The organism is Enterobacter asburiae (assembly GCF_024599655.1).
Classification (GTDB): domain Bacteria; phylum Pseudomonadota; class Gammaproteobacteria; order Enterobacterales; family Enterobacteriaceae; genus Enterobacter; species Enterobacter asburiae_D.
In genome coordinates this window covers 2,630,037-2,648,441 of the sequence record NZ_CP102247.1, presented here as the reverse complement: position 1 = coordinate 2,648,441, position 18,405 = coordinate 2,630,037, and the positions used below count along the sequence as shown (strand labels likewise).

Sequence of the window (18,405 nt, the reverse complement as noted above, 5' to 3'; positions counted from 1 at the left end):
TGCTGTCTGATCATATCCATGAGCGTAAACGCAGCGTTCTATCTTACGACCAGCACAGGGCATTTCGCATGCCGCACCACTGCCGCAGCGTTTGAACCCAACAGATATGTTGATATGTCAGGCTTGTGGGAGGCGATGATAATCAGGTCGGCGCCGATCGTGTCAGCGAGCTTAAGGATTTGATCCTTAGGGGATCCCGTCACGGCGTGAGTCTGAATCTTATCTGCAGGTATTTTGAATTGCTTAACAATTTCATCCAGTTTTACTAAGGCCGCGTGCTGGAACTCTTTCATCTTCGGCATTTCCACGGAGTAGGCCAAACCTAATGATGAATAATACGGAAGCGATGGAATAACGGTAAGAAAGTGAACTTTGGCGGTGTTAAGGGCGGTATGTGCCTGAACGAACGGGATAACCATATGTGTCAGGCTATCCTCGGAAATATCAATTGGAACCAAAACTGTGTTGTACATGTGTCCCTCCTGAGTGTTTTTTGCACAACTCAGGTTAAACCGTTAATTCCAGCAAAAAAGAGAGCAAGCTGTCATAACGGGTACAAATCTCGGTTCTGTGATTTAGGTACAGTCGAACTTGCCTGTTATTCCGTCGTGACGATGAACATTCTCGCTTCCTGGGCGAGCTGCCGTTCAGCCTTAATCGGCGCATATTTTTCCGAATGATAGAAGGCAAGAGCCTGATCTAGCGTCGGGAATTCAAAAATGCCTGCATAGGGTAACGGCTCAACTTCGCCTTCCAGTACCTGTGTAACAGCTCCAAAATGAACAATTTTACCTCCTGCTTCCTCTAATGCTGACGTGAAGCGTGGGGCCAGGCTGGCCTGTCTGGCAGGGTCAATAATGCGTAAGTTGATATGAACAAAGGCTGGCATAGCCGTTCCTTAAACATGATTAATAGTGTATATACATTATTAATTTTAGCATTGCTTGTCGAGATGAAATGATGAACAACATTGATGTGGCGCTGTTGAAGACCATTCCGGAAGTCTGCCCGGGGTTTCAGGCGCGCGCTACCGCTCGGGCTATTACACGCTATTACAACGCCTGCTTCAGACCTTTTGATCTGACCGCAGAGCAGTTCAGTCTGTTGGTCGGCATTGGAGGTTCCCCGAATGAAACCGTTGCGGAACTCGCCGCCAGAGCAGGGGTGGATGCGACAACGCTGAGTCGAAATATCCGTAGTCTGGAATCCCGGGGCATTATTGACTCGGCTGGAGGCCGTGGACGTGCCGGAAAACGACTCACGCTAACAGGTGAAGGCTGGCGTCTGCTTGAAGAGGTCATCCCGTTATGGCAGGCAGCTAAGGAGAAATTGTCCCATCTGATGGGCAGCGAACAGCTCAGCCTGACGACGGAGATGATGAAACGCCTGGCTAAAACCAGTGCTGCCTTATGAGGCTTTCCGCGTTATTGTCAGTGACCGTGCAAAACGGCAAAGGCTATACCGGGCGTCATGCCCGGTAATATATTTATATTGCGTGACAGCTGACGGAGGCGATAATTTTATTCCCGCCCATATTACCCATAATCAGATCGAGTAATTTTCGGTATTCCTCCCGGGTCATCACCTCCGCCCGAATTTCAGTTTTACCTTCTGCCTGCGCCGTTGCGGAATAAATCGCTTTCAGACTTAACGTCAACTCTTTCGCCATGTTTACGACGCTCTGCCGCACCGCATCTTCATGCTCATCATTACAGGTGATTTTCAGGACATAGCATTTTTCGCCTTCATGGAGCACGGGCAGTTGATTAATTCGCTGTGCGGCTTCGCGTAGCAATATGTTGGCACAGAGAATAATTAGGCTGGCCATGGCGGCATTCCAGAACTGGCCTAATCCGCACAGCACGCCAATTCCGGCCGAGCACCACAGCGTTGCGGCGGTATTCAGACCACGAATATTCATTCCTTCACGCATAATGACGCCAGCGCCAAGAAAACCAATTCCGGAGACGATCTGCGCTGCGATACGCCCCGGGCTATCAGGAGAGGTGGATACCGAACTCAAAATGAACACCGCCGCACCCGTGGCAACCAGTGCATTGGTACGAAGCCCGGCCATACGCTGGCGCCACTGTCTTTCCGCGCCAATAATTGCGCCCAGCAGCATCGCTGCGAGCAGATGAGAGATATAAGGGAACATCAGCCTGTCGCCTGTTAACGTTATTAAATAATAAGCGTCAGTGCTTTGCTAAGCACAGCATAACGCCGTTTAAATGCTAAGCGTGTCAGGACGACGGTGGTGGAAAAAGTGAATGTGTAAACATGAACATCGCGATGCCCCACAAATTGAGCGGTTTTACTATTTCGGGATACAATCGCTTTAAGAGGATTGCTGCCCACCGTTTAAGGTAAGCAGCGAGAAAATTGCGCTAGCTTACCTTCGTATCGATTCTAAAATAACTTTCCAACGAAGGACTCCTGTGAAAATTTATTGCCAGTATAGGCAGGCAAGATAATGAGTAAAGCGAAAAAATGGCCTCCGTTATGAATTGTTTAAGTTCGGAGGACATTTTTTTTAATGCGTCATCTGATTTTCAAAAATACCCGGTATACTACATTTCCTTTTTTACAGGCGATAACAGACAAAGGCAGGCAGTATGTCTCTTCGTTCGCTGCGGGCATTATGCCTGACAAGTTTTTTCATTGCAGATGTCCGCGATGGCCTCGGTCCTTTTCTCGGTATTTTTCTAACCGAACGCCACTGGACCCCTGATGATATCGGCATCCTGATGATGGCAGGTGGGCTGGCGGGACTACTCGCTACGCTGCCGGCGGGATTCATCACCGACACCTCACGCAGCAAGCGGACCGTGCTGGCGCTGGTGTGCCTGCTCATCACCCTTAGCACGCTCCTGCTGTGGTTTAGCCAGCAAAGCGGCGTTGTCGCAGTTTCGCAAATCGTCACCGGCATCTGTGCGGCATTTGTGGGGCCGCTGATCGCCGGGATTACGCTGGGGCTGACCGGCCAGAGCGGGTTCAGCGCGCAGATGGGCAAAAATGAGGCGTTCAATCACGGCGGCAATTTTGTCACCGCGCTGATTGCGGGCGGCATTGCCTGGTACTGGGGCGTCGGCGGGATTTTTCTGCTGATGACCTGTACCACGCTGCTCACGCTGTGCGCGCTGCTTGCCATTCGCAACACGGATATTGATAACGACGCGGCGCGCGGGCTGTCCTCTTCCGCGAGCCTGCCGGTCCCCGGCTTTGCCGTGCTGATTAAAAACCGGGCGCTGTTTGTCACCGGGCTGACGCTGCTGCTGTTTCACCTGGCGAACGCCGCGCTGCTGCCGATGCTGAGCATGAGGGTGGCCGCGGCACCCGCCTCGATCAACCCCGGTTTGTACGCGGCGGGCACCGTTATCATCTCTCAGGCGGTGATGATCCCCGTTGCCATCTGGGTCGCCCACCGAATAGACCGCTACGGCTACTGGCGCTTAATTATGCTGGCACTGCTGGTGATGCCGGTGCGCGCGGCGCTGGCGGCGTCTACGGACGCGCCGTTAATGATGATCCCGGTACAAATCCTCGACGGGCTGGCCGCAGGGATCCTGGGGGTTGTGGTTCCGTCGTTTATCGTGGTGCTGCTGCGCGGGAGCGGGCACGTCAATGCCGGGCAGAGCGTGGTAATGCTGATGCAGGGGGTTGGGGCATCCATGAGCCCGGCGCTAACCGGCACGATTGCGGGTCATTACTCCTTTGCGACGGCATTCAGCGTCCTGAGCGCGATTGCGCTGGTGGCCGTCCTGCTCTGGTGGTGCTTTGCGCATCGGTCCTGGGAAACAGACAGTACGCCGGGTGGGGCATAGCCGCCACCCGGCGTCACGCTTATGCCAGTTCGTTAGGGCACGCCTCGCCTTTTTCCAGCTGCTGCAGGTTACCCAGCGTGGTTTCTGAAATGCTGATCAGCGCTTCGGCAGTCAGAAACGCCTGGTGTCCGGTAAACAGCACGTTATGGCAGGCAGACAGGCGGCGGAACACGTCGTCCTGAATCACATCATTAGACTTGTCTTCAAAGAACAGATCGCGTTCGTTCTCGTACACGTCCATCCCCAGCGCGCCAATTTTCTGGGTTTTCAGCGCTTCGATAGCGGCCTGAGAGTCAACCAGCCCGCCGCGGCTGGTGTTGATGATCATCACGCCATCTTTCATCTGGTCGAACGCCGCCTGGTTGAGCAGGTGGTAGTTCTCCGGCGTCAGCGGGCAGTGCAGGGAGATCACGTCAGACTGCGAGAACAGGGTCGGCAGGTCGACGTATTCCACGCCCAGGTCCAGCGCAGCGGCGCTCGGGTACGGATCGAACGCCAGCAGACGCATGCCGAAGCCTTTCAGAATGCGCAGGGCGGCCACGCCAATTTTACCGGTGCCGATCACGCCCGCGGTTTTGCCGTACATGGTGAAGCCGGTCAGCCCTTCCAGCGAGAAGTTGGCGTCACGGGTGCGCTGATAAGCGCGGTGAATACGACGGTTGAGCGACATCATCATGCCAATCGCATGTTCCGCCACCGCTTCCGGGGAGTACGCCGGGACGCGCACCACCTTCAGACCCAGCTCTTTCGCCGCATCAAGGTCCACGTTATTAAAGCCCGCGCAGCGCAGGGCGATGTACTTCACCCCCTGTTTTTTCAACTCTTCCAGCACCGGACGACTGCCGTCGTCGTTAACAAAAATGCAGACGCCTTCACAGCCGTGCGCCGTTTTGGCGGTTTTTTCGGACAGCAGAAAGTCGAAAAATTCAAGCTCAAACCCGTAAGCCTCGTTAACATGTTGCAGATACTTTTTGTCGTACTGCTTTGTGCTATATACCGCGAGTTTCATAAGACTTTCTCCAGTGATTTTTCATTCACGTTAGCATGATTAAAATTATCTTACAATTTCTAAAATATTATTGAATTCAATAAGTTCTATCAATTATTCTAGAGCATATGTACACCCTAACTCCATGATATTCATATCCACCGGCTTCTTAAGGGGGGCACCAGAGAGATGTCTACTTATTTTATTCCAGGGGTGCTATGGGGGAAGCTTAAGTCACAGCAAGTGCTTATGTTTGGGTAAATGGTTTACCAATACCTGAAAATGTGACTACCTTTAGCTGTTGAAATAACGTAGCTCTTTGAATGTCTTAACATCGAAGGTAGTATTATTGCTATCGTTTTAAAATGACAGGGAGACCGAATGTACAACCATAATCGGGAAAAAAGTCATTTCGAGGAGAAAGTCTTAGAGAGTGAAAATCTTGCGCAGCGAATTGCCACAAAGCATTTGCTTTATGGTACCTCTGGCATGTTTTTTGAAACTCAACAACTTGTTGCTCGTTTGAGAAGGGAGATTGAATCGCATTGCTTGACCTGGTCAGGGGGGATTCAAGTTCTTGATGAACAGATACATCATCTTAAGGAACAAGATGACTTACTTACCTTCAATAAGGCTAAATTATTCATTGTTGTTGAAAAAAATCGGACAACAACGACGACTTTAGCGCTTAAACAGATCGGTTTCGTTGCCGGTGGGGCGCAAGTGTATGGGGGCGCTAGTTTATGCGTCGGTTCGCTTGGTCTTGCCTGTGCTGCGTATGGTGCACCTATGATTACTCATGGGCTAAACAACATGTATGAAAATGGATACTATCTTCTCTATCGTGAAGATCGGTCTGGCACGCTAAGAGATGCTTATCGTTACGCAGCAGCGAAGCTCGGCTATGGGAATAATGAAGCTGATATTGTCTATGGTGTCGTTGATATTTCTTTATCAGCCTATGGCGCGGGCAGGAGAGTTCTGGCTCCCAGAGAAAAATCCTGGAGTCTGTTTCGCAACATCGAATCTGATTATATCAGAGGATGGCAAGAGGCTTCTAAAACAGCGATGGCTTTGGATTTGACCAGTGGAAGCGTCACAGGTTGGCAGATGTACCAGATAGCTAAAGAGAATTAATTATGTCGGAACAGTTCGAGTTGTCATTAACCCCACCGATTCTACCTGCCGTGTTCTATTTTATTGTATCTATTGCCATTTTTTGCTTGTTGTACCTCGGTAAACTCAAGGTCAACAGGCTTCGTAAATATCCTCTGTTCATCGCCTATACGCTGTTTGTGATTGCTATTGCAGCCATTCAAATTAACGTTTTTGCCAACGGCTATGAGTTTGTTAGCGGTTTTTTGCATATTGATTTTGATCCCTGGCGGTACGACTCGGTGTATTGGGGGTCATTGATATTCGCCATGCTTTACCTGCTGGCAATGCCAAGGAACAAGTATTAATTTCACAACTCTGCTCTGCGATTGTTATTGAATTTATGCGTAACCAATTGAACCTAAAATATATTCTTTAGGTTACGCATGGCAAAAAAATCACCGCTTACTATTACAGCATCTATTCTTAACTTAGCGTTAACTTCAACTCAATCGCTAAACATGCGACAATGATCGGTACTGCCGGCTTAATTCTTTCGCTAAATCAGGATATTAACTGCCCATGAAGGGTAAATACAAAGCCGCTCTTGCGCTTTTACTGCTGTTCATATTGTTGCCGCTGACGCTGCTGATGACGCTCGCCCAGTGGGTACCGACGCTCGCCGGGATCTGGCTGCCCGTCGGGACGCGCATCGCATTCGAAGAAAGCCCGAAACTGACCCGTCACGCGCTGGTGATCCCCGATATTCGCTATCTGGTTGAAGACTGCGAAATTGCCCGTATCGATAACGTGACGCTGTCACATCCGAGCCGCTGGAAACTGGATATCGGCGCGCTGGATCTTAACTCCGTCTGTCTGAGCAAAATTCCCCAGTCTGCGCCCTCAACGGTCGCCCCCAAAACGCTGGCACAGTGGCAGGCCGTGTTACCCAATACCTGGCTCACGATTCACCGTCTGACGCTTTCGCCCTGGCAGCAGTGGCAGGGCGAACTTCAGGCATCGCTGACCCCGTCCCGTCAGGAGATCGCCTATAAAGGCGAGCAGGTCAGCATTAAAGGCACGCTTCGCGGTCAGACGCTCTCGGTCAGCCAGTTCGATGTACAGCTCCCGGACCAGCCGCAGCCGATTAAGCTGGTGGGCGAGTTTACCCTGCCGCTGGTACCGGATGGCGTGCCGGTGAAAGGCCACGCGGTCGCAACCTTTAACGTGCCACAGTTAACGTCTCTGGTCGATGCCGATCTGGACTGGGAAGACAATCAGGGACAGCTGGTGGTGATGGCGCGGGACAACCCCGATCCGCTGCTCGACCTGCCGTGGCAGATCACGGCGGAGCAGCTGAACATCAGCGACGGGCGCTGGAACTGGGATCTTTCCGGTATGCCGCTGAGCGGGCGCGTGTCGCTTCGCGCGGACAACTGGCAGCAGGGGCTGGATAAAACCACCCTGACAGGACGACTGAATGTGCTTACCCAGGGTGACGCGGGGAAAGGCAACGCGGTACTGAACATTGGGCCCGGCAGGCTCAGCATGGAAAACAGCGACATGCCGCTGCATCTCAGCGGCGAGGCGAAGCAAAACGATCTCATCCTTTACGCCAAATTGCCCGCCACGCTGACCGGCAGCCTGTATGAACCGCAGCTGGCCTTTGAGCCGGGCGCGCTGCTCCGCTCGCGCGGGCGCATCATTGACTCACTCGATATCGATGAAATTCGCTGGCCGCTGGCGGGCGTGAAGCTGACGCAGAAGGGCGTGGACGGCCGCTTACAGGCTATTCTGCGCGCCCATGAAAACCAGATGGGCGATTTTGAACTCCACCTGGACGGCCAGGCCAACGACTTTTTACCTGATAACGGCCTGTGGCAATGGCGCTACTGGGGCAAAGGCGGTTTTACGCCGATGCATGCCCGCTGGGATGTTGCCGGGAAAGGCGAGTGGCGCGACAACCTTATAGAGCTGACGGCGCTCTCCACCGGTTTTGACAAGCTCCAGTACGGCACGATGGAGGTCAGCAAGCCGCGTCTGGTGCTGGAAAAACCGGTGCGCTGGTTGCGTGACCCCGAAAAGCCGACCTTCAGCGGCGCGCTGTCGCTCAATGCCGGGCAAACCCGTTTCTCCGGCGGCAGCGCGTTGCCGCCATCGGTTCTGACCTTCAGCGTCGACGGCACCGACCCGACCATTTTTCAGTTTAAGGGCGACCTCCATGCGGACAAAATCGGCCCGGTACAGGTGAACGGTCGCTGGGACGGCGTACGTCTTCGCGGGCAGGCCTGGTGGCCGAAACAGTCCCTCACCGTCTTCCAGCCGCTGATCCCGCCTGACTGGAAAATGACGCTGCGCGACGGGGAACTTTACGCGCAGGTCGCCTTCTCGGCAGCGGCCGATCAGGGCTTTGAAGCGGGCGGGCACGGCGTGCTGAAATCCGGCAGCGCCTGGATGCCGGATAACCAGATTAACGGCGTCGATTTTGTGCTGCCGTTCCGCTTCAGCGAGGGAACCTGGTCTCTCGGCACGCGCGGGCCGGTCACGTTGCGCATCGGCGAAGTGGAAAACCTGGTGACCGCACGCAACATTACCGCCGATCTACAGGGGGATTATCCCTGGACGGAGGACAATCCGCTGCTGCTCACCAACGTGAAGGTGGAAACCCTCGGCGGGAAGATCACTATGCAGCAGCTGCGGATGCCACAGCACGATCCGGCCCTGCTGCGCGTGGACAACATCTCCTCCAGCGAGCTGATTAGCGCCGTTAATCCGAAACAGTTTGCCATGTCAGGGCCGGTGAGCGGGGCGCTGCCGTTCTGGCTGGACAATGAAAAATGGATTATTAAGGATGGCTGGCTGACCAACCCGGGGCCAATGACGCTACGCATCGACAAAGATACGGCAGACGCCATCGTGAAAGATAATATGGTGGCGGGCGCGGCGATTAACTGGCTCCGCTATATGGAAATTTCGCGTTCGTGGACGAGAATCAATTTAGATAACCTGGGCGAATTAACCATGCAGGCGACCATCAAGGGGACCAGCCGGGTGGATGGCAAAAGCAGCTCCGTCAACCTGAACTATACCCATGACGAGAATGTCTTTACCCTCTGGCGCAGCCTGCGTTTTGGGGACAACCTGCAAACCTGGTTTGAGCAACATGCGGCGATACCTGCTCCCCGCAGTTCGACTGGCAAGGAAAGTGAGGAACAACAATGAAAAAGATGGCTGGTGTGCTCACCGTTGCCGTTGCCGCGCTACTGACCGGCTGTACGCCGCGCATTGAAGTCGCTGCGCCAAAGGAGCCGATTACCATCAATATGAATGTCAAAATCGAACATGAGATCCATATTAAGGTCGATAAAGATGTTGAAACCCTGCTGAAATCGCGCAGCGATCTGTTCTGAGGATGCCATGAAACGATTAGCTCTGATTTTACTGGCGCTGGGGATGAACGTGCAGGCGGCTGCGCTGACCTTAAACGATGCCCGGGCGCAGGGGCGCGTGGGGGAAACCCTTAGCGGTTATATTGCCCCGATTCAACAGGATGCGGAAACGCTGGCGCTGGTCAATCGTATCAATGCGGCACGCACGGAAAACTACCAGAAGCTGGCTGACAGCAATAATTTGCCAGTCGATGAAGTGGCCAAAATGGCAGGTCAAAAGCTGGTTGCCCGCGCGCAGCCGGGCGAATACGTGAAGGGTATTAACGGAAAATGGCTCAAAAAGTAGTTAGCGGTAGCGCCTGCGGTATTCACCCGGCGAGACGCCAAAACGCTGCTTAAACGCCGTTGAAAAATGGCTATGGTCGGTGAACCCCCAGCTGTAGCCAATGCCCGCCAGCTTTTCATCATCACCGGCAGCGCGCAGTACCTGCGCACACAGATCCAGACGACGGTTTTTGATGTACTGCGCCACCACCAGCCCCTTTTCGGCAAACATGCGATAGAGGCTGCGCACGGACATACCGCTCTCGGCGGCAATCCATTCCGGGCGCAGTGATTCAGACTGAATATGGTCGTCAATCAGCGCCACCACATGCTGGAACTGACGTTCCTTGCGCGGCTGAATGATTTCACGCTGCTGGAAAGCGGGGCGCAGCAGGCAGATCATCGCTTCGAGCGCCGCTTCGCTCTCCCGGTCACTCAGGTCGGCATTGCTCATGCTCTCCATCAGCAGGCGGTGGCTCAGCTGTACCGTGGGCAAGGTGCGGGAAAGGGCCGTCGCGCAGCTTATCTCCTGGAAACGACACTGCTGCTCAATAATCTGACGGGGAACCAGCAGCGAAATCTGGCGGGATTTTTCCCGCCAGTTGATCGAGCAGGGACGCGACGCGTCAATCAGCGTGATATCACCGGTTCTGAGTACTGCCCGACGCTCATCCTGTTCAATTTCTGCGCTGCCTTCAAGCTGGAACACGGTATAAAACCAGGCATCGTTACTCTGCGTAATCTCCTGACGGGAGCGGAACAGGTTAACGCCGCCTGCGGTCACGGTGCTGAGCTTCAGGCTGCGCGCATAGCTGGTCTCCAGCTCGCCGAAGAACTTCCCCTCGGTGGGCTGCGCGTTAAAACGCCCGCAAACCTGGTTAATTTGCGCCAGCCACTGCTGATACTGTTCCTGCTCGCTTGCACACGCCATCGTTTCTCTCACTGCACCGTCAACGTTTTCGCATTGTTGCATTTGTGTTGCATTTTGTCAGAGCTATGAGGCTGACTATAGGAAAGAACACTCACCGGTAACAGCGATATAAGCGGCAATTATCGCGATTTGCGGAGCCTGTCACAGGTGGCAAAGCGAATGTCACAGAGACAAAAGCGAGAATGCAAAACCCCACTTAGACTGGATGGACACCCTGCGAAGAATAACGAAGGAGTATCCTATGTCTGAATCACAGGTGGCCATTCAGCCTGCCGTACAACAATTTTTAGACCGACAGCATGGCCTGTGGATTGAAGGGCGTCAGGCCGCGTCGGACAGTGAAAAACGGCTGAACGTCTTCAACCCGGCCACGGGCGAGGTCATTGCCTCAACTGCCGATGCCAGCGTCGATGACGTTGACCGTGCCGTCATGTCCGGCTGGCGCGCGTTTGTCGCCCGCAGCTGGGCCGGAAAACTGCCGGCAGAGCGCGAGCGGATCCTGCTTCATTTTGCCGATCTGGTCGAACAGCACAGCGAGGAGCTGGCCCAGCTTGAAACGCTGGAGCAGGGCAAATCCATTAACATTTCCCGCATGTTTGAAGTCAGCTGCACCCTGAACTGGATGCGCTATACCGCCGGGCTGACCACCAAAATTTCGGGTAAGACCCTCGACCTTTCCATCCCGCTGCCGCAGGGCGCCCGCTATCAGGCGTGGACGCGTAAAGAGCCGGTTGGCGTGGTGGCCGGGATTGTGCCCTGGAACTTCCCGCTGATGATCGGGATGTGGAAAGTGATGCCTGCGCTGGCCGCGGGCTGCTCTATTGTCATCAAGCCGTCAGAAACCACGCCGCTAACCATGCTGCGGGTGGCGGAACTGGCAAGCGAAGCGGGCATTCCGGACGGGGTGTTCAACGTGGTAACCGGGAGCGGCGCGGTGTGCGGCGCAGCGCTGACCTCGCATCCGTATATTGCAAAGGTGAGCTTTACCGGCTCAACGGCGACGGGCAAGCAAATCGCCCGCGTGGCGGCGGATACGCTAACCGGGGTGACCCTGGAGCTGGGTGGGAAAAACCCGGCTATCGTACTGAAAGACGCGGATCCGGCGTGGGTGATCGAAGGCCTGATGACCGGCAGCTTCCTGAACCAGGGGCAGGTGTGCGCGGCGAGCTCGCGCATCTACATTGAAGCGCCGCTGTTTGACACGCTGGTCAGCGGGTTTGAGCAGGCGGTGAAATCCCTGAGCGTCGGGCCGGGCATGTCGCCGGAAGCGTTTATCAACCCGCTGGTGTCGCGCGCGCACTGTGACAAGGTGCAGACCTTCCTTGATGAAGCGAAGTCGCGCAGCGCGGAGCTGATCGTCGGTAACCGGGGGCCGGAAGGCAAAGGCTATTACGTTTCGCCGACGCTGGTGGTGAACCCGGATGCCTCGCTGCGCCTGACGCGTGAAGAGGTGTTTGGCCCGGTGGTCAACGTGGTGCGCGTCGCCGACGGGGAAGAGGCACTCCAGCTGGCAAACGACAGCGAATATGGTCTGACGGCCAGCGTCTGGACGCAGAATATCAGCAAGGCGCTGGAGTATACCGACAGGCTGCAGGCGGGCACCGTCTGGGTGAACAGCCATACGCTGATCGACGCCAACCTGCCTTTCGGCGGCATGAAGCAGTCCGGCACCGGGCGTGACTTTGGCCCGGACTGGCTGGACGGCTGGTGTGAAACCAAGTCGGTTTGCGTGCGGTATTAAAAAACAAGCCGGGTGGCGCTGCGCTTACCCGGCCTACGGTGCGAGTCGTTGTAGGCCGGGTAAGCGCAGCGCCACCCGGCTTTTATTTACAGCGCCCACCGATCCCGCCCGGCCTCCTTCGCCCGATACAGCGCCGCATCGGCGCGAGCGATGATCTCGGTGCCCGCTAACCCTTCCGCCATGCTCGCAATCCCCATGCTCACGGTGACATGGTCGCTAACGGTTGACGCGCTGTGCGGTATGGACTCCGCGCGCAGGCCGTCCTGTATGCGTAAGGCCACCTTTTCAGCAATGTTTTCCGGGCAGTTAAACAGGATCACCACGAACTCCTCGCCGCCGTAGCGTGACACTACATCGTCAGGCGTCCGCACCGATGTTTTAAGCACTTCAGCCACGCGAGTCAGGCACTCGTCACCGGCCTGATGTCCGTAGGTATCGTTGTAACGCTTGAAGTAATCGACATCCAGCATAATCAGAGTAAAGGTTTTTCCCTGCTCAACCGCATTTTCCAGCACCAGCTCCATAGCCCGGCGATTGGCCGTTTTTGTCAGAGGATCCTGATGCGCCAGCGCATCCAGACGCGAAATCAAGAGTTGGTTCTGCTGGTTGCGACGCCAGGCCTCTTCAAACCAGCTCAGCAAGATAAAACGCCCGAAAATGAGAATGAGCGTAAAAACGACCCACAATCCAGCGAAGCGAATGTTGATCCCCGTATTCTGCGCCATACTGGCAACGGGCATGGTAAGCCAGAGCGGCAGAACAAAGGATATCAGACCAACAGGATGAAAATAGAGCGCCGTCATCCCGGCCATCAGCAGGGTGACAAAAATCGGCCATGGATGAGGAAGGTGTACGTCGTGGATGAACCAGTAACAACATAGCGACCAGAGCACGCTGCAAATAAACAGAACCACGCTGATACCCGCTATATGGCGCCAGGCCATCAGCGTTAGCGCAGCGGACAGAATGATCACGCCCAGCATCGAGGCGTCAACCATAAACCGGAGATGCGGTTCGACGTGTAAAAGGTTATCAATGTTGCCGAAAAGGACATTGCGCAGCAGGACCATCAGCGCAAAGCTAAAATTAACAAACGCCAGCCACGACAGGTTCGTTTCCAGCCCGTGAAGCACCATCGATTTGCGGGAGGGCCACGTAGCCAGCTCTGGCGTGGTGTTGTGTCTTTTTTCCATAAGGCGCGTTTTCCCTTCCAGGGGATAGATCAAGTGGATGTTATTCCAATTACTATAAGCAGAGCCGATGATTTCTCAATATTTCAGGGAAAAATAAACCGGGCATTGCGCCCGGTGCGTTATTTATTTCTGTTCGTCTTTCTTTTTCCCGAGCGTTGGCGTCTCGTCGAAGAAGTTCCACGGTTTAAGCAGGGTATGCACCCATTCCGTCGGCATAATCGGCCACTCCTCCGCGCGGGCGACGTGGGTGGTGCCGGTGGTCATCCAGACCACGTCATCCTGGTCGTTCAGCGACTCGTTATCCTTGCTGTACTGCCCCAGCCCCGTATCGTGGATGGAGCGGTTCGGGAATTTGCCTTCCGGGTACAGCTCATCCGGATGGTAGCGCGTCACCCAAAGCTGTTTGTCCATAAAGCTCAGGCGATGATAGATCCACTCGTCCGGGGCAAATTTCGCACCGCTTGCCACCGGGTGCGTGCCGCCCGCGTAAGGGATAATCTGATACGAAACCGGGTTGCCCATGCGGTTCTCTTTACTGGTGTTGCTCAGCAGCCGAATGGTGCCCGGGTCGAACTTCTGCGCCGCCTGCTGTTCGGTGTCGATATCGTACTGATTCACCTGCATGGTACTGGTGCGCGGGCCACCGGCGGTATTCGGCTTCACTTCTGGATCCATCGCCACCAGCTTGTTGTTGACGCCGTCCACGTCCATATCGAGACGGAAGTTATAGATGTGCTGGTGGGTGGTGCCCACGATGTTATGGTCGATCAGCGTGCCGTATTTCGTGTCGTCTTTGGCGGTGGCGTCGTGCATGGTTTTCGCCTGAACGCCTTTCACCGCCTCGATACCCGTCGCGCCAGCATCAATGCCGATGGTGCCATTTTCATGAAACACCCAGTCGAAGATGTAATCGTAGTTGCCTACGGTACTCACCCAGCGTACCACCAGCTCGCGGCGCTCGGTGCTGACGTTTGGCTGGCCCATCTCCTGATGTTTGTATTCCGGCCCCGCGTAGCGTTCGAAAATGGCGATCGCGCGCGGGATCTCCATCGGCGCGCCGGTGTAATCCGGGATGGTTTCATTGAGCATCACGGCGTTGGACGGCACGTCTTTACCGCGCACCAGCGGTGAGGTCAGGGTGCCCATACCGTAGTCTCCGGAGTCGAGATAGGCTTTAAAGTACCAGCCCACGTCCGGATCGCCGTAAGGGACGATCATGCCGCCAAGCGACCCCTGATACATAATCTGGCGCTTTTTGCCGTTGTCGTTATAGGTGACGGTTGAAATCATCGGGCCGACGCGGGAGTCCAGGCTCAGGTGGAAATCCCAGTTCTGCCAGTGCACCATATCCCCGGTGATGGTGTAGTTCTTGCCTTCCGGCTCAGTGATGTTGAGCGGTTTTTTCGGCGTCTCAACGCGATCGCGGCCATCATAGGGACGCGGGGTCATGGGAACCGGAACAACGGCGCCTTCTTCAATCTTCTGGATCTTTTTCTGTTCAAGATCGACCACGGCCACCAGGTTCTCAATCGGGTGCGCCCAGTAGTTGCCGTCGCCGACATCCAGATAGCTCACCACCTTCAGCAGGCGATCTTCCTGCTTCAGGCCGTCTTTACCGTCGAAATAGCCGACGGTCAGCGGCGTGGTAATCACTTTTTTCGGGTCGGTGATACCGTGCTTTTTAAGCACCTCGGCAAACTCTGTGCTCTCGTTGATAATCTGCTGAACCGCGGTGAAATCATCCAGCAGCACCATGCCGTGCGCGTCTTTCACCGGTTCCCAGCGCAGGATTTTTTTATCCTTCAGGTCCACCACGCTTTCGATAACGTGTTTTCCATCAAGCATGACGATCTTCGCCTGGCGGGGGGCATCCACGGCCGTACCGTTAAGCACAAAGTCCCACACTTTAGCTTTCTCAGGCTCTGCAAGGGCAATCTGGGTAAAGCGGGTATTCGGTTTAAAATCCGCCGAGGCTTTCACAATCTCAACGGCCTGCTTAATTTCGTCCGCCGTTAGCGCGTTTAGCGGGTGAGGGCGTTTTTCAACCTGGAAGGTCTGATCGAGTCCTGACTGGAAAACATCATTGATGAAGGTATCGGAAATAAAGGCTTTCTTGCCTTTCATCACCACCGGCACCTCAAGCCTGAGGGTTTTACCGTTGACGATGGCGTTTTTTGCGCCCGGTTTAACCTTCACAAAGGCACCGTCTTTCGCAATGGTGAACATCTGTGCGTAATCATCCCACTGAACGTCCGCGCCAAAGTCCTGCAGCGTTTTGTCCATCGGGACCATATGCGCCTCGCTGCCGTGGGCGAAAACAGGGGATTGCCAGGCGCAACACAGCGCAACGGCCATGGCCAGCGCCGTTCTACGGGCAGAAAAAGAAGAATTGCTTCCCATCGTAGACCTCATCTTGTTGTGTTTATTGTGTTGTGACAGCCTTATCCTGACAGGCCCATGAGAAAAGCGTTTGCCTGCATCTGCCAGGTTATTTGTCAGTCTTGCCAGGTTAAAAAAAGAGCGGGGCGGCGTCACACCCCGGCAGGTCGCCGTAGGCCGGGTAAGCATCGCGCCACCCGGCAGAAAAGGCGGTGAAGGGAAGGTGTCAGAATTCGCCCTGCTGGCGCGCCACCAGCGTCAAAATGGAGTAGAGCGCCACGGCCTGCTGGTGCTGGTTGAAGATCTCAACCGCCCATTCCACCACGCCGGTCGGTTTTTCCTCCGCGGTACGCTGTTTCTTCAGCGTTTTACGTTTGCAGGTCAGACGCACCTGTATGGTATCGCCCGGTTTAACCGGCTCGATAAAGCGCAGGTTTTCCATGCCGTAGTTGGCAATAACTGGCCCAACGCCCGCATCAACAAACAGCCCCGCGGCGGCGGAGATCAGGAAGTAGCCGTGCACCACGCGCTCGCCAAAGATCGACTCTGCCGCGCCGATTTTGTCCATATGGGCATAGAAGTGGTCGCCGCTCAGGCAGGCAAAGTTCACAATGTCTGCTTCCGTGAGGGTGCGGCGCGGCGTCAGCAGGCTGTCGCCCGGCTGTAGCTCCTCAAAGTATTTGCGGAACGGATGAACGCGATCTTCCTGCACCGTTGCGCCACGCACCCACTGTTTGCCAATGGCGGCCAGCATCGTCGGACTGCCCTGAATCGCGGTGCGCTGCAGGTAGTGCTTCACCGCGCGCAGGCCGCCAAGCTCTTCTCCGCCGCCCGCGCGGCCCGGGCCGCCGTGCACCAGCTGAGGCAGCGGGGAGCCGTGGCCGGTAGACTCTTTTGCTGATTCCTCGTTAAGGATCTGAATACGCCCGTGGGCGCGCGCCGCACCGGCAATAAACTGGCGGGCAATGGCCAAGTCTGCGGTGACCAGCGTACCCGCCAGGCTGCCGCCGCCCGCGCGGGCAAGCTGCATCGCGTGGCGTGCGTTGCGATACGGCATCAGCGTTGCAACCGGGCCGAAGGCTTCGGTCGCGTGGACGGCCGGGGTTTCATCCGGCTGCGGGCAGAACAGCAGGGTCGGCGGGAAGAATGCGCCCGCGGCCTGCAGATCCGCTTTGCCACCCAGACGGATCTGGCAGCCAGCGGCGATCAGTTGCTCCACCTTCTCCTGCACGTCCGCGCGCTGTTCGGCGTTGACCAGCGCCCCCATCTTCACTCCTTCCTGCGCCGGGTCGCCCACCACCACCTTTTCCAGCCGGGCAATCAGCGCCTGGCTCACGGCGTCAATCTGGTTTTGCGGGACGATAATCCGGCGAATGGCCGTACATTTCTGCCCGGCCTTAGCGGTCATCTCACGGACCACTTCTCGGATGAACAGGGCAAATTCCGACTGGTCTGGCGTAACGTCTTCCCCCAGCACGCAGCAGTTCAGGGAGTCGGCTTCCATGGTGAACGGAATCGAATTCGCCACAATATTTGGGTGCACGCGCAGGCTTTGCCCTGTACTGGCGGAGCCGGTAAAGGTCACGACGTCCTGGCTGTCGAGCTGGTCGAGGAGATCCCCCGCGCCGCCGCAGATCAGGCTGATGGCGCCGTCCGGCACCAGTCCGCTGTCCACGATGGATTTCACCATCGCCTGCGTCACCTGCGCGGTAGCGGTAGCGGGTTTAATGATGGCGGGCATCCCGGCAAGCCAGGTCGGCGCCAGCTTTTCCAGCATCCCCCAGCAGGGGAAGTTAAAGGCGTTGATGTGCACCGCCACCCCGGATTTTGAGGTCAGGACGTGGCGCGCCGCAAAGCCGCCTTCTTTTGACAGCGGGATTAACTCGTCTTCCGGCCAGAGCGTGTCATCCGGCAGCTCGCGGCTGCCCAGGCTGGCGTAAGTGAAGAGGGTGCCGATGCCGCCTTCAATATCTACCCAGCTGTCCGCCTTCGTCGCGCCCGTCTGGGCCGACAGGGCATAAAACGTCTCTTTCTCGCTAAGCAGGTGCTTTGCCACCGCCTTCAGCATGGCCGCACGTTCGATAAAGGACATCTCGTGAAGCGCTTCACCACCGCGCTCAATCGCATAGCGACGGGCGGCCGTCATGTCCAGCCCTTCGCTGGTCACGCTCCACAGCGCTTCGCCACTAATGGCGTGATGAATAGTGCGTTCGCGGCCCCGGCCAGACTGCCAGGTACCGGATAAGAAGCTGGCTAACTGCTGCATCGCTTATCTCCAAATGTTACGTAATTTACTCATTAATAGTTTAATCATGAATCATAAAAATCAAGCTCAGTTTTAATGAATTGTTAACATTGTGATCCGGTCTGATGAATTGCCGCGCGCAAAGCGGCTGTGTACAGGGCGTGCTGTAAAAGCCTTGCGAGCAACATCACAAAACCAGGAAACAATTCTTGGGGTTATATTTAACCTTTGTGTAACTTTTAAAAAACGAAGTGATTCAACATTACGCTTTAATTTGCAAACTAACGAATCATAAA

Annotated in this window: 16 protein-coding genes; 8 read left to right on the top strand and 8 right to left on the bottom strand. The window is 55.5% G+C overall.

What is annotated here, in order from left to right; genetic code table 11:
- Nucleotides 1-38 precede the first annotated feature (38 nt).
- Nucleotides 39-473 carry a universal stress protein UspF gene (uspF, locus tag NQ230_RS12465; RefSeq protein ID WP_257257870.1) on the bottom strand — a complete coding sequence of 145 codons (435 nt, stop codon included), beginning with the start codon at nt 471-473 and terminating at the stop codon, nt 39-41.
- 125 nt (nt 474-598) lie between these two features.
- A complete protein-coding gene (locus NQ230_RS12460) occupies nt 599-889 on the bottom strand; it encodes a DUF1330 domain-containing protein (RefSeq protein WP_121423590.1) in 291 nt (96 codons plus the stop codon).
- Between the two features lie 68 nt (nt 890-957).
- On the opposite strand from NQ230_RS12460, the gene NQ230_RS12455 reads away from it, so the two are divergent.
- Complete coding sequence (locus tag NQ230_RS12455; RefSeq protein ID WP_236545809.1) at nt 958-1,413, top strand: MarR family winged helix-turn-helix transcriptional regulator; 456 nt, start codon at nt 958-960, stop codon at nt 1,411-1,413.
- Nucleotides 1,414-1,486: 73 nt separating this feature from the next.
- Here NQ230_RS12455 and NQ230_RS12450 read toward each other — a convergent pair whose 3' ends face one another.
- Complete coding sequence (locus NQ230_RS12450; RefSeq protein ID WP_033145409.1) at nt 1,487-2,158, bottom strand: MgtC family protein; 672 nt, start codon at nt 2,156-2,158, stop codon at nt 1,487-1,489.
- Between the two features lie 457 nt (nt 2,159-2,615).
- On the opposite strand from NQ230_RS12450, the gene NQ230_RS12445 reads away from it, so the two are divergent.
- A complete protein-coding gene (locus tag NQ230_RS12445; RefSeq protein ID WP_257257869.1) occupies nt 2,616-3,824 on the top strand; it encodes an MFS transporter in 1,209 nt (402 codons plus the stop codon).
- A 19-nt stretch (nt 3,825-3,843) separates the two neighbouring features.
- Here the strand turns inward: NQ230_RS12445 and NQ230_RS12440 are convergent, their stop codons facing one another.
- The gene (locus NQ230_RS12440; protein ID WP_008502392.1) at nt 3,844-4,833 is read right to left on the bottom strand and encodes a 2-hydroxyacid dehydrogenase; all 990 of its coding nucleotides are present in this window, start codon (nt 4,831-4,833) and stop codon (nt 3,844-3,846) included.
- 360 nt (nt 4,834-5,193) lie between these two features.
- Here NQ230_RS12440 and NQ230_RS12435 point away from each other — a divergent pair, with 360 nt between their 5' ends.
- The 5 genes from NQ230_RS12435 to NQ230_RS12415 all read left to right on the top strand — a co-directional run bounded on the left by NQ230_RS12435 (nt 5,194) and on the right by NQ230_RS12415 (nt 9,642).
- Nucleotides 5,194-5,949 carry a DUF4225 domain-containing protein gene (locus tag NQ230_RS12435; protein ID WP_213820625.1) on the top strand — a complete coding sequence of 252 codons (756 nt, stop codon included), beginning with the start codon at nt 5,194-5,196 and terminating at the stop codon, nt 5,947-5,949.
- Between the two features lie 2 nt (nt 5,950-5,951).
- Entirely contained in the window at nt 5,952-6,275 is a 324-nt protein-coding gene (locus NQ230_RS12430) for a hypothetical protein (protein WP_121423593.1), read from the top strand.
- A gap of 214 nt (nt 6,276-6,489) precedes the next feature.
- Nucleotides 6,490-9,129, top strand: coding sequence for a YdbH family protein (locus NQ230_RS12425; RefSeq protein ID WP_257257868.1), 2,640 nt, complete (start codon nt 6,490-6,492; stop codon nt 9,127-9,129).
- Entirely contained in the window at nt 9,126-9,317 is a 192-nt protein-coding gene (locus NQ230_RS12420) for a YnbE family lipoprotein (protein WP_014169918.1), read from the top strand. Before NQ230_RS12425 ends, NQ230_RS12420 begins: the two co-directional genes overlap by 4 nt.
- A 7-nt stretch (nt 9,318-9,324) precedes the next feature.
- Nucleotides 9,325-9,642, top strand: coding sequence for a YdbL family probable chaperone protein (locus NQ230_RS12415; RefSeq protein ID WP_064672419.1), 318 nt, complete (start codon nt 9,325-9,327; stop codon nt 9,640-9,642).
- Here NQ230_RS12415 and feaR read toward each other — a convergent pair whose 3' ends face one another.
- Nucleotides 9,643-10,551, bottom strand: coding sequence for a transcriptional regulator FeaR (gene feaR / locus NQ230_RS12410; RefSeq protein WP_257261340.1), 909 nt, complete (start codon nt 10,549-10,551; stop codon nt 9,643-9,645).
- Nucleotides 10,552-10,792: 241 nt separating this feature from the next.
- Between feaR and NQ230_RS12405 the strand changes: the two genes are divergently transcribed.
- Nucleotides 10,793-12,292: an aldehyde dehydrogenase family protein gene (locus tag NQ230_RS12405; RefSeq protein WP_257257867.1), complete on the top strand. Its 1,500-nt coding sequence runs from the start codon at nt 10,793-10,795 to the stop codon at nt 12,290-12,292.
- A gap of 86 nt (nt 12,293-12,378) precedes the next feature.
- Here the strand turns inward: NQ230_RS12405 and NQ230_RS12400 are convergent, their stop codons facing one another.
- The 3 genes from NQ230_RS12400 to paaZ form a co-directional block, all read right to left on the bottom strand.
- On the bottom strand, nt 12,379-13,485 hold the full coding sequence (locus NQ230_RS12400) for a GGDEF domain-containing protein (protein ID WP_257257866.1): 1,107 nt from the start codon (nt 13,483-13,485) through the stop codon (nt 12,379-12,381).
- Between the two features lie 123 nt (nt 13,486-13,608).
- Complete coding sequence (gene tynA / locus NQ230_RS12395) at nt 13,609-15,885, bottom strand: primary-amine oxidase (protein ID WP_257257865.1); 2,277 nt, start codon at nt 15,883-15,885, stop codon at nt 13,609-13,611.
- A 205-nt stretch (nt 15,886-16,090) separates the two neighbouring features.
- Nucleotides 16,091-18,130, bottom strand: a complete 2,040-nt coding sequence (paaZ, locus tag NQ230_RS12390; RefSeq protein WP_257257864.1) for a phenylacetic acid degradation bifunctional protein PaaZ — start codon at nt 18,128-18,130, stop codon at nt 16,091-16,093.
- Nucleotides 18,131-18,405 lie beyond the last annotated feature (275 nt).

Bases quoted from the DNA above. Each gene is read 5' to 3' on its own strand.
- NQ230_RS12430 (WP_121423593.1), top strand. From the start codon at position 5,952: ATGTCGGAACAGTTCGAGTTGTCATTAACCCCACCGATTCTACCTGCC.
- NQ230_RS12420 (WP_014169918.1), top strand. From the start codon at position 9,126: ATGAAAAAGATGGCTGGTGTGCTCACCGTTGCCGTTGCCGCGCTACTG.
- uspF (WP_257257870.1), bottom strand. From the start codon at position 473: ATGTACAACACAGTTTTGGTTCCAATTGATATTTCCGAGGATAGCCTG.
- NQ230_RS12405 (WP_257257867.1), top strand. From the start codon at position 10,793: ATGTCTGAATCACAGGTGGCCATTCAGCCTGCCGTACAACAATTTTTA.
- tynA (WP_257257865.1), bottom strand. From the start codon at position 15,885: ATGGGAAGCAATTCTTCTTTTTCTGCCCGTAGAACGGCGCTGGCCATG.
- NQ230_RS12450 (WP_033145409.1), bottom strand. From the start codon at position 2,158: ATGTTCCCTTATATCTCTCATCTGCTCGCAGCGATGCTGCTGGGCGCA.
- NQ230_RS12400 (WP_257257866.1), bottom strand. From the start codon at position 13,485: ATGGAAAAAAGACACAACACCACGCCAGAGCTGGCTACGTGGCCCTCC.
- NQ230_RS12435 (WP_213820625.1), top strand. From the start codon at position 5,194: ATGTACAACCATAATCGGGAAAAAAGTCATTTCGAGGAGAAAGTCTTA.
- NQ230_RS12445 (WP_257257869.1), top strand. From the start codon at position 2,616: ATGTCTCTTCGTTCGCTGCGGGCATTATGCCTGACAAGTTTTTTCATT.
- paaZ (WP_257257864.1), bottom strand. From the start codon at position 18,130: ATGCAGCAGTTAGCCAGCTTCTTATCCGGTACCTGGCAGTCTGGCCGG.
- NQ230_RS12415 (WP_064672419.1), top strand. From the start codon at position 9,325: ATGAAACGATTAGCTCTGATTTTACTGGCGCTGGGGATGAACGTGCAG.
- NQ230_RS12455 (WP_236545809.1), top strand. From the start codon at position 958: ATGATGAACAACATTGATGTGGCGCTGTTGAAGACCATTCCGGAAGTC.
- NQ230_RS12440 (WP_008502392.1), bottom strand. From the start codon at position 4,833: ATGAAACTCGCGGTATATAGCACAAAGCAGTACGACAAAAAGTATCTG.
- NQ230_RS12460 (WP_121423590.1), bottom strand. From the start codon at position 889: ATGCCAGCCTTTGTTCATATCAACTTACGCATTATTGACCCTGCCAGA.
- feaR (WP_257261340.1), bottom strand. From the start codon at position 10,551: ATGGCGTGTGCAAGCGAGCAGGAACAGTATCAGCAGTGGCTGGCGCAA.
- NQ230_RS12425 (WP_257257868.1), top strand. From the start codon at position 6,490: ATGAAGGGTAAATACAAAGCCGCTCTTGCGCTTTTACTGCTGTTCATA.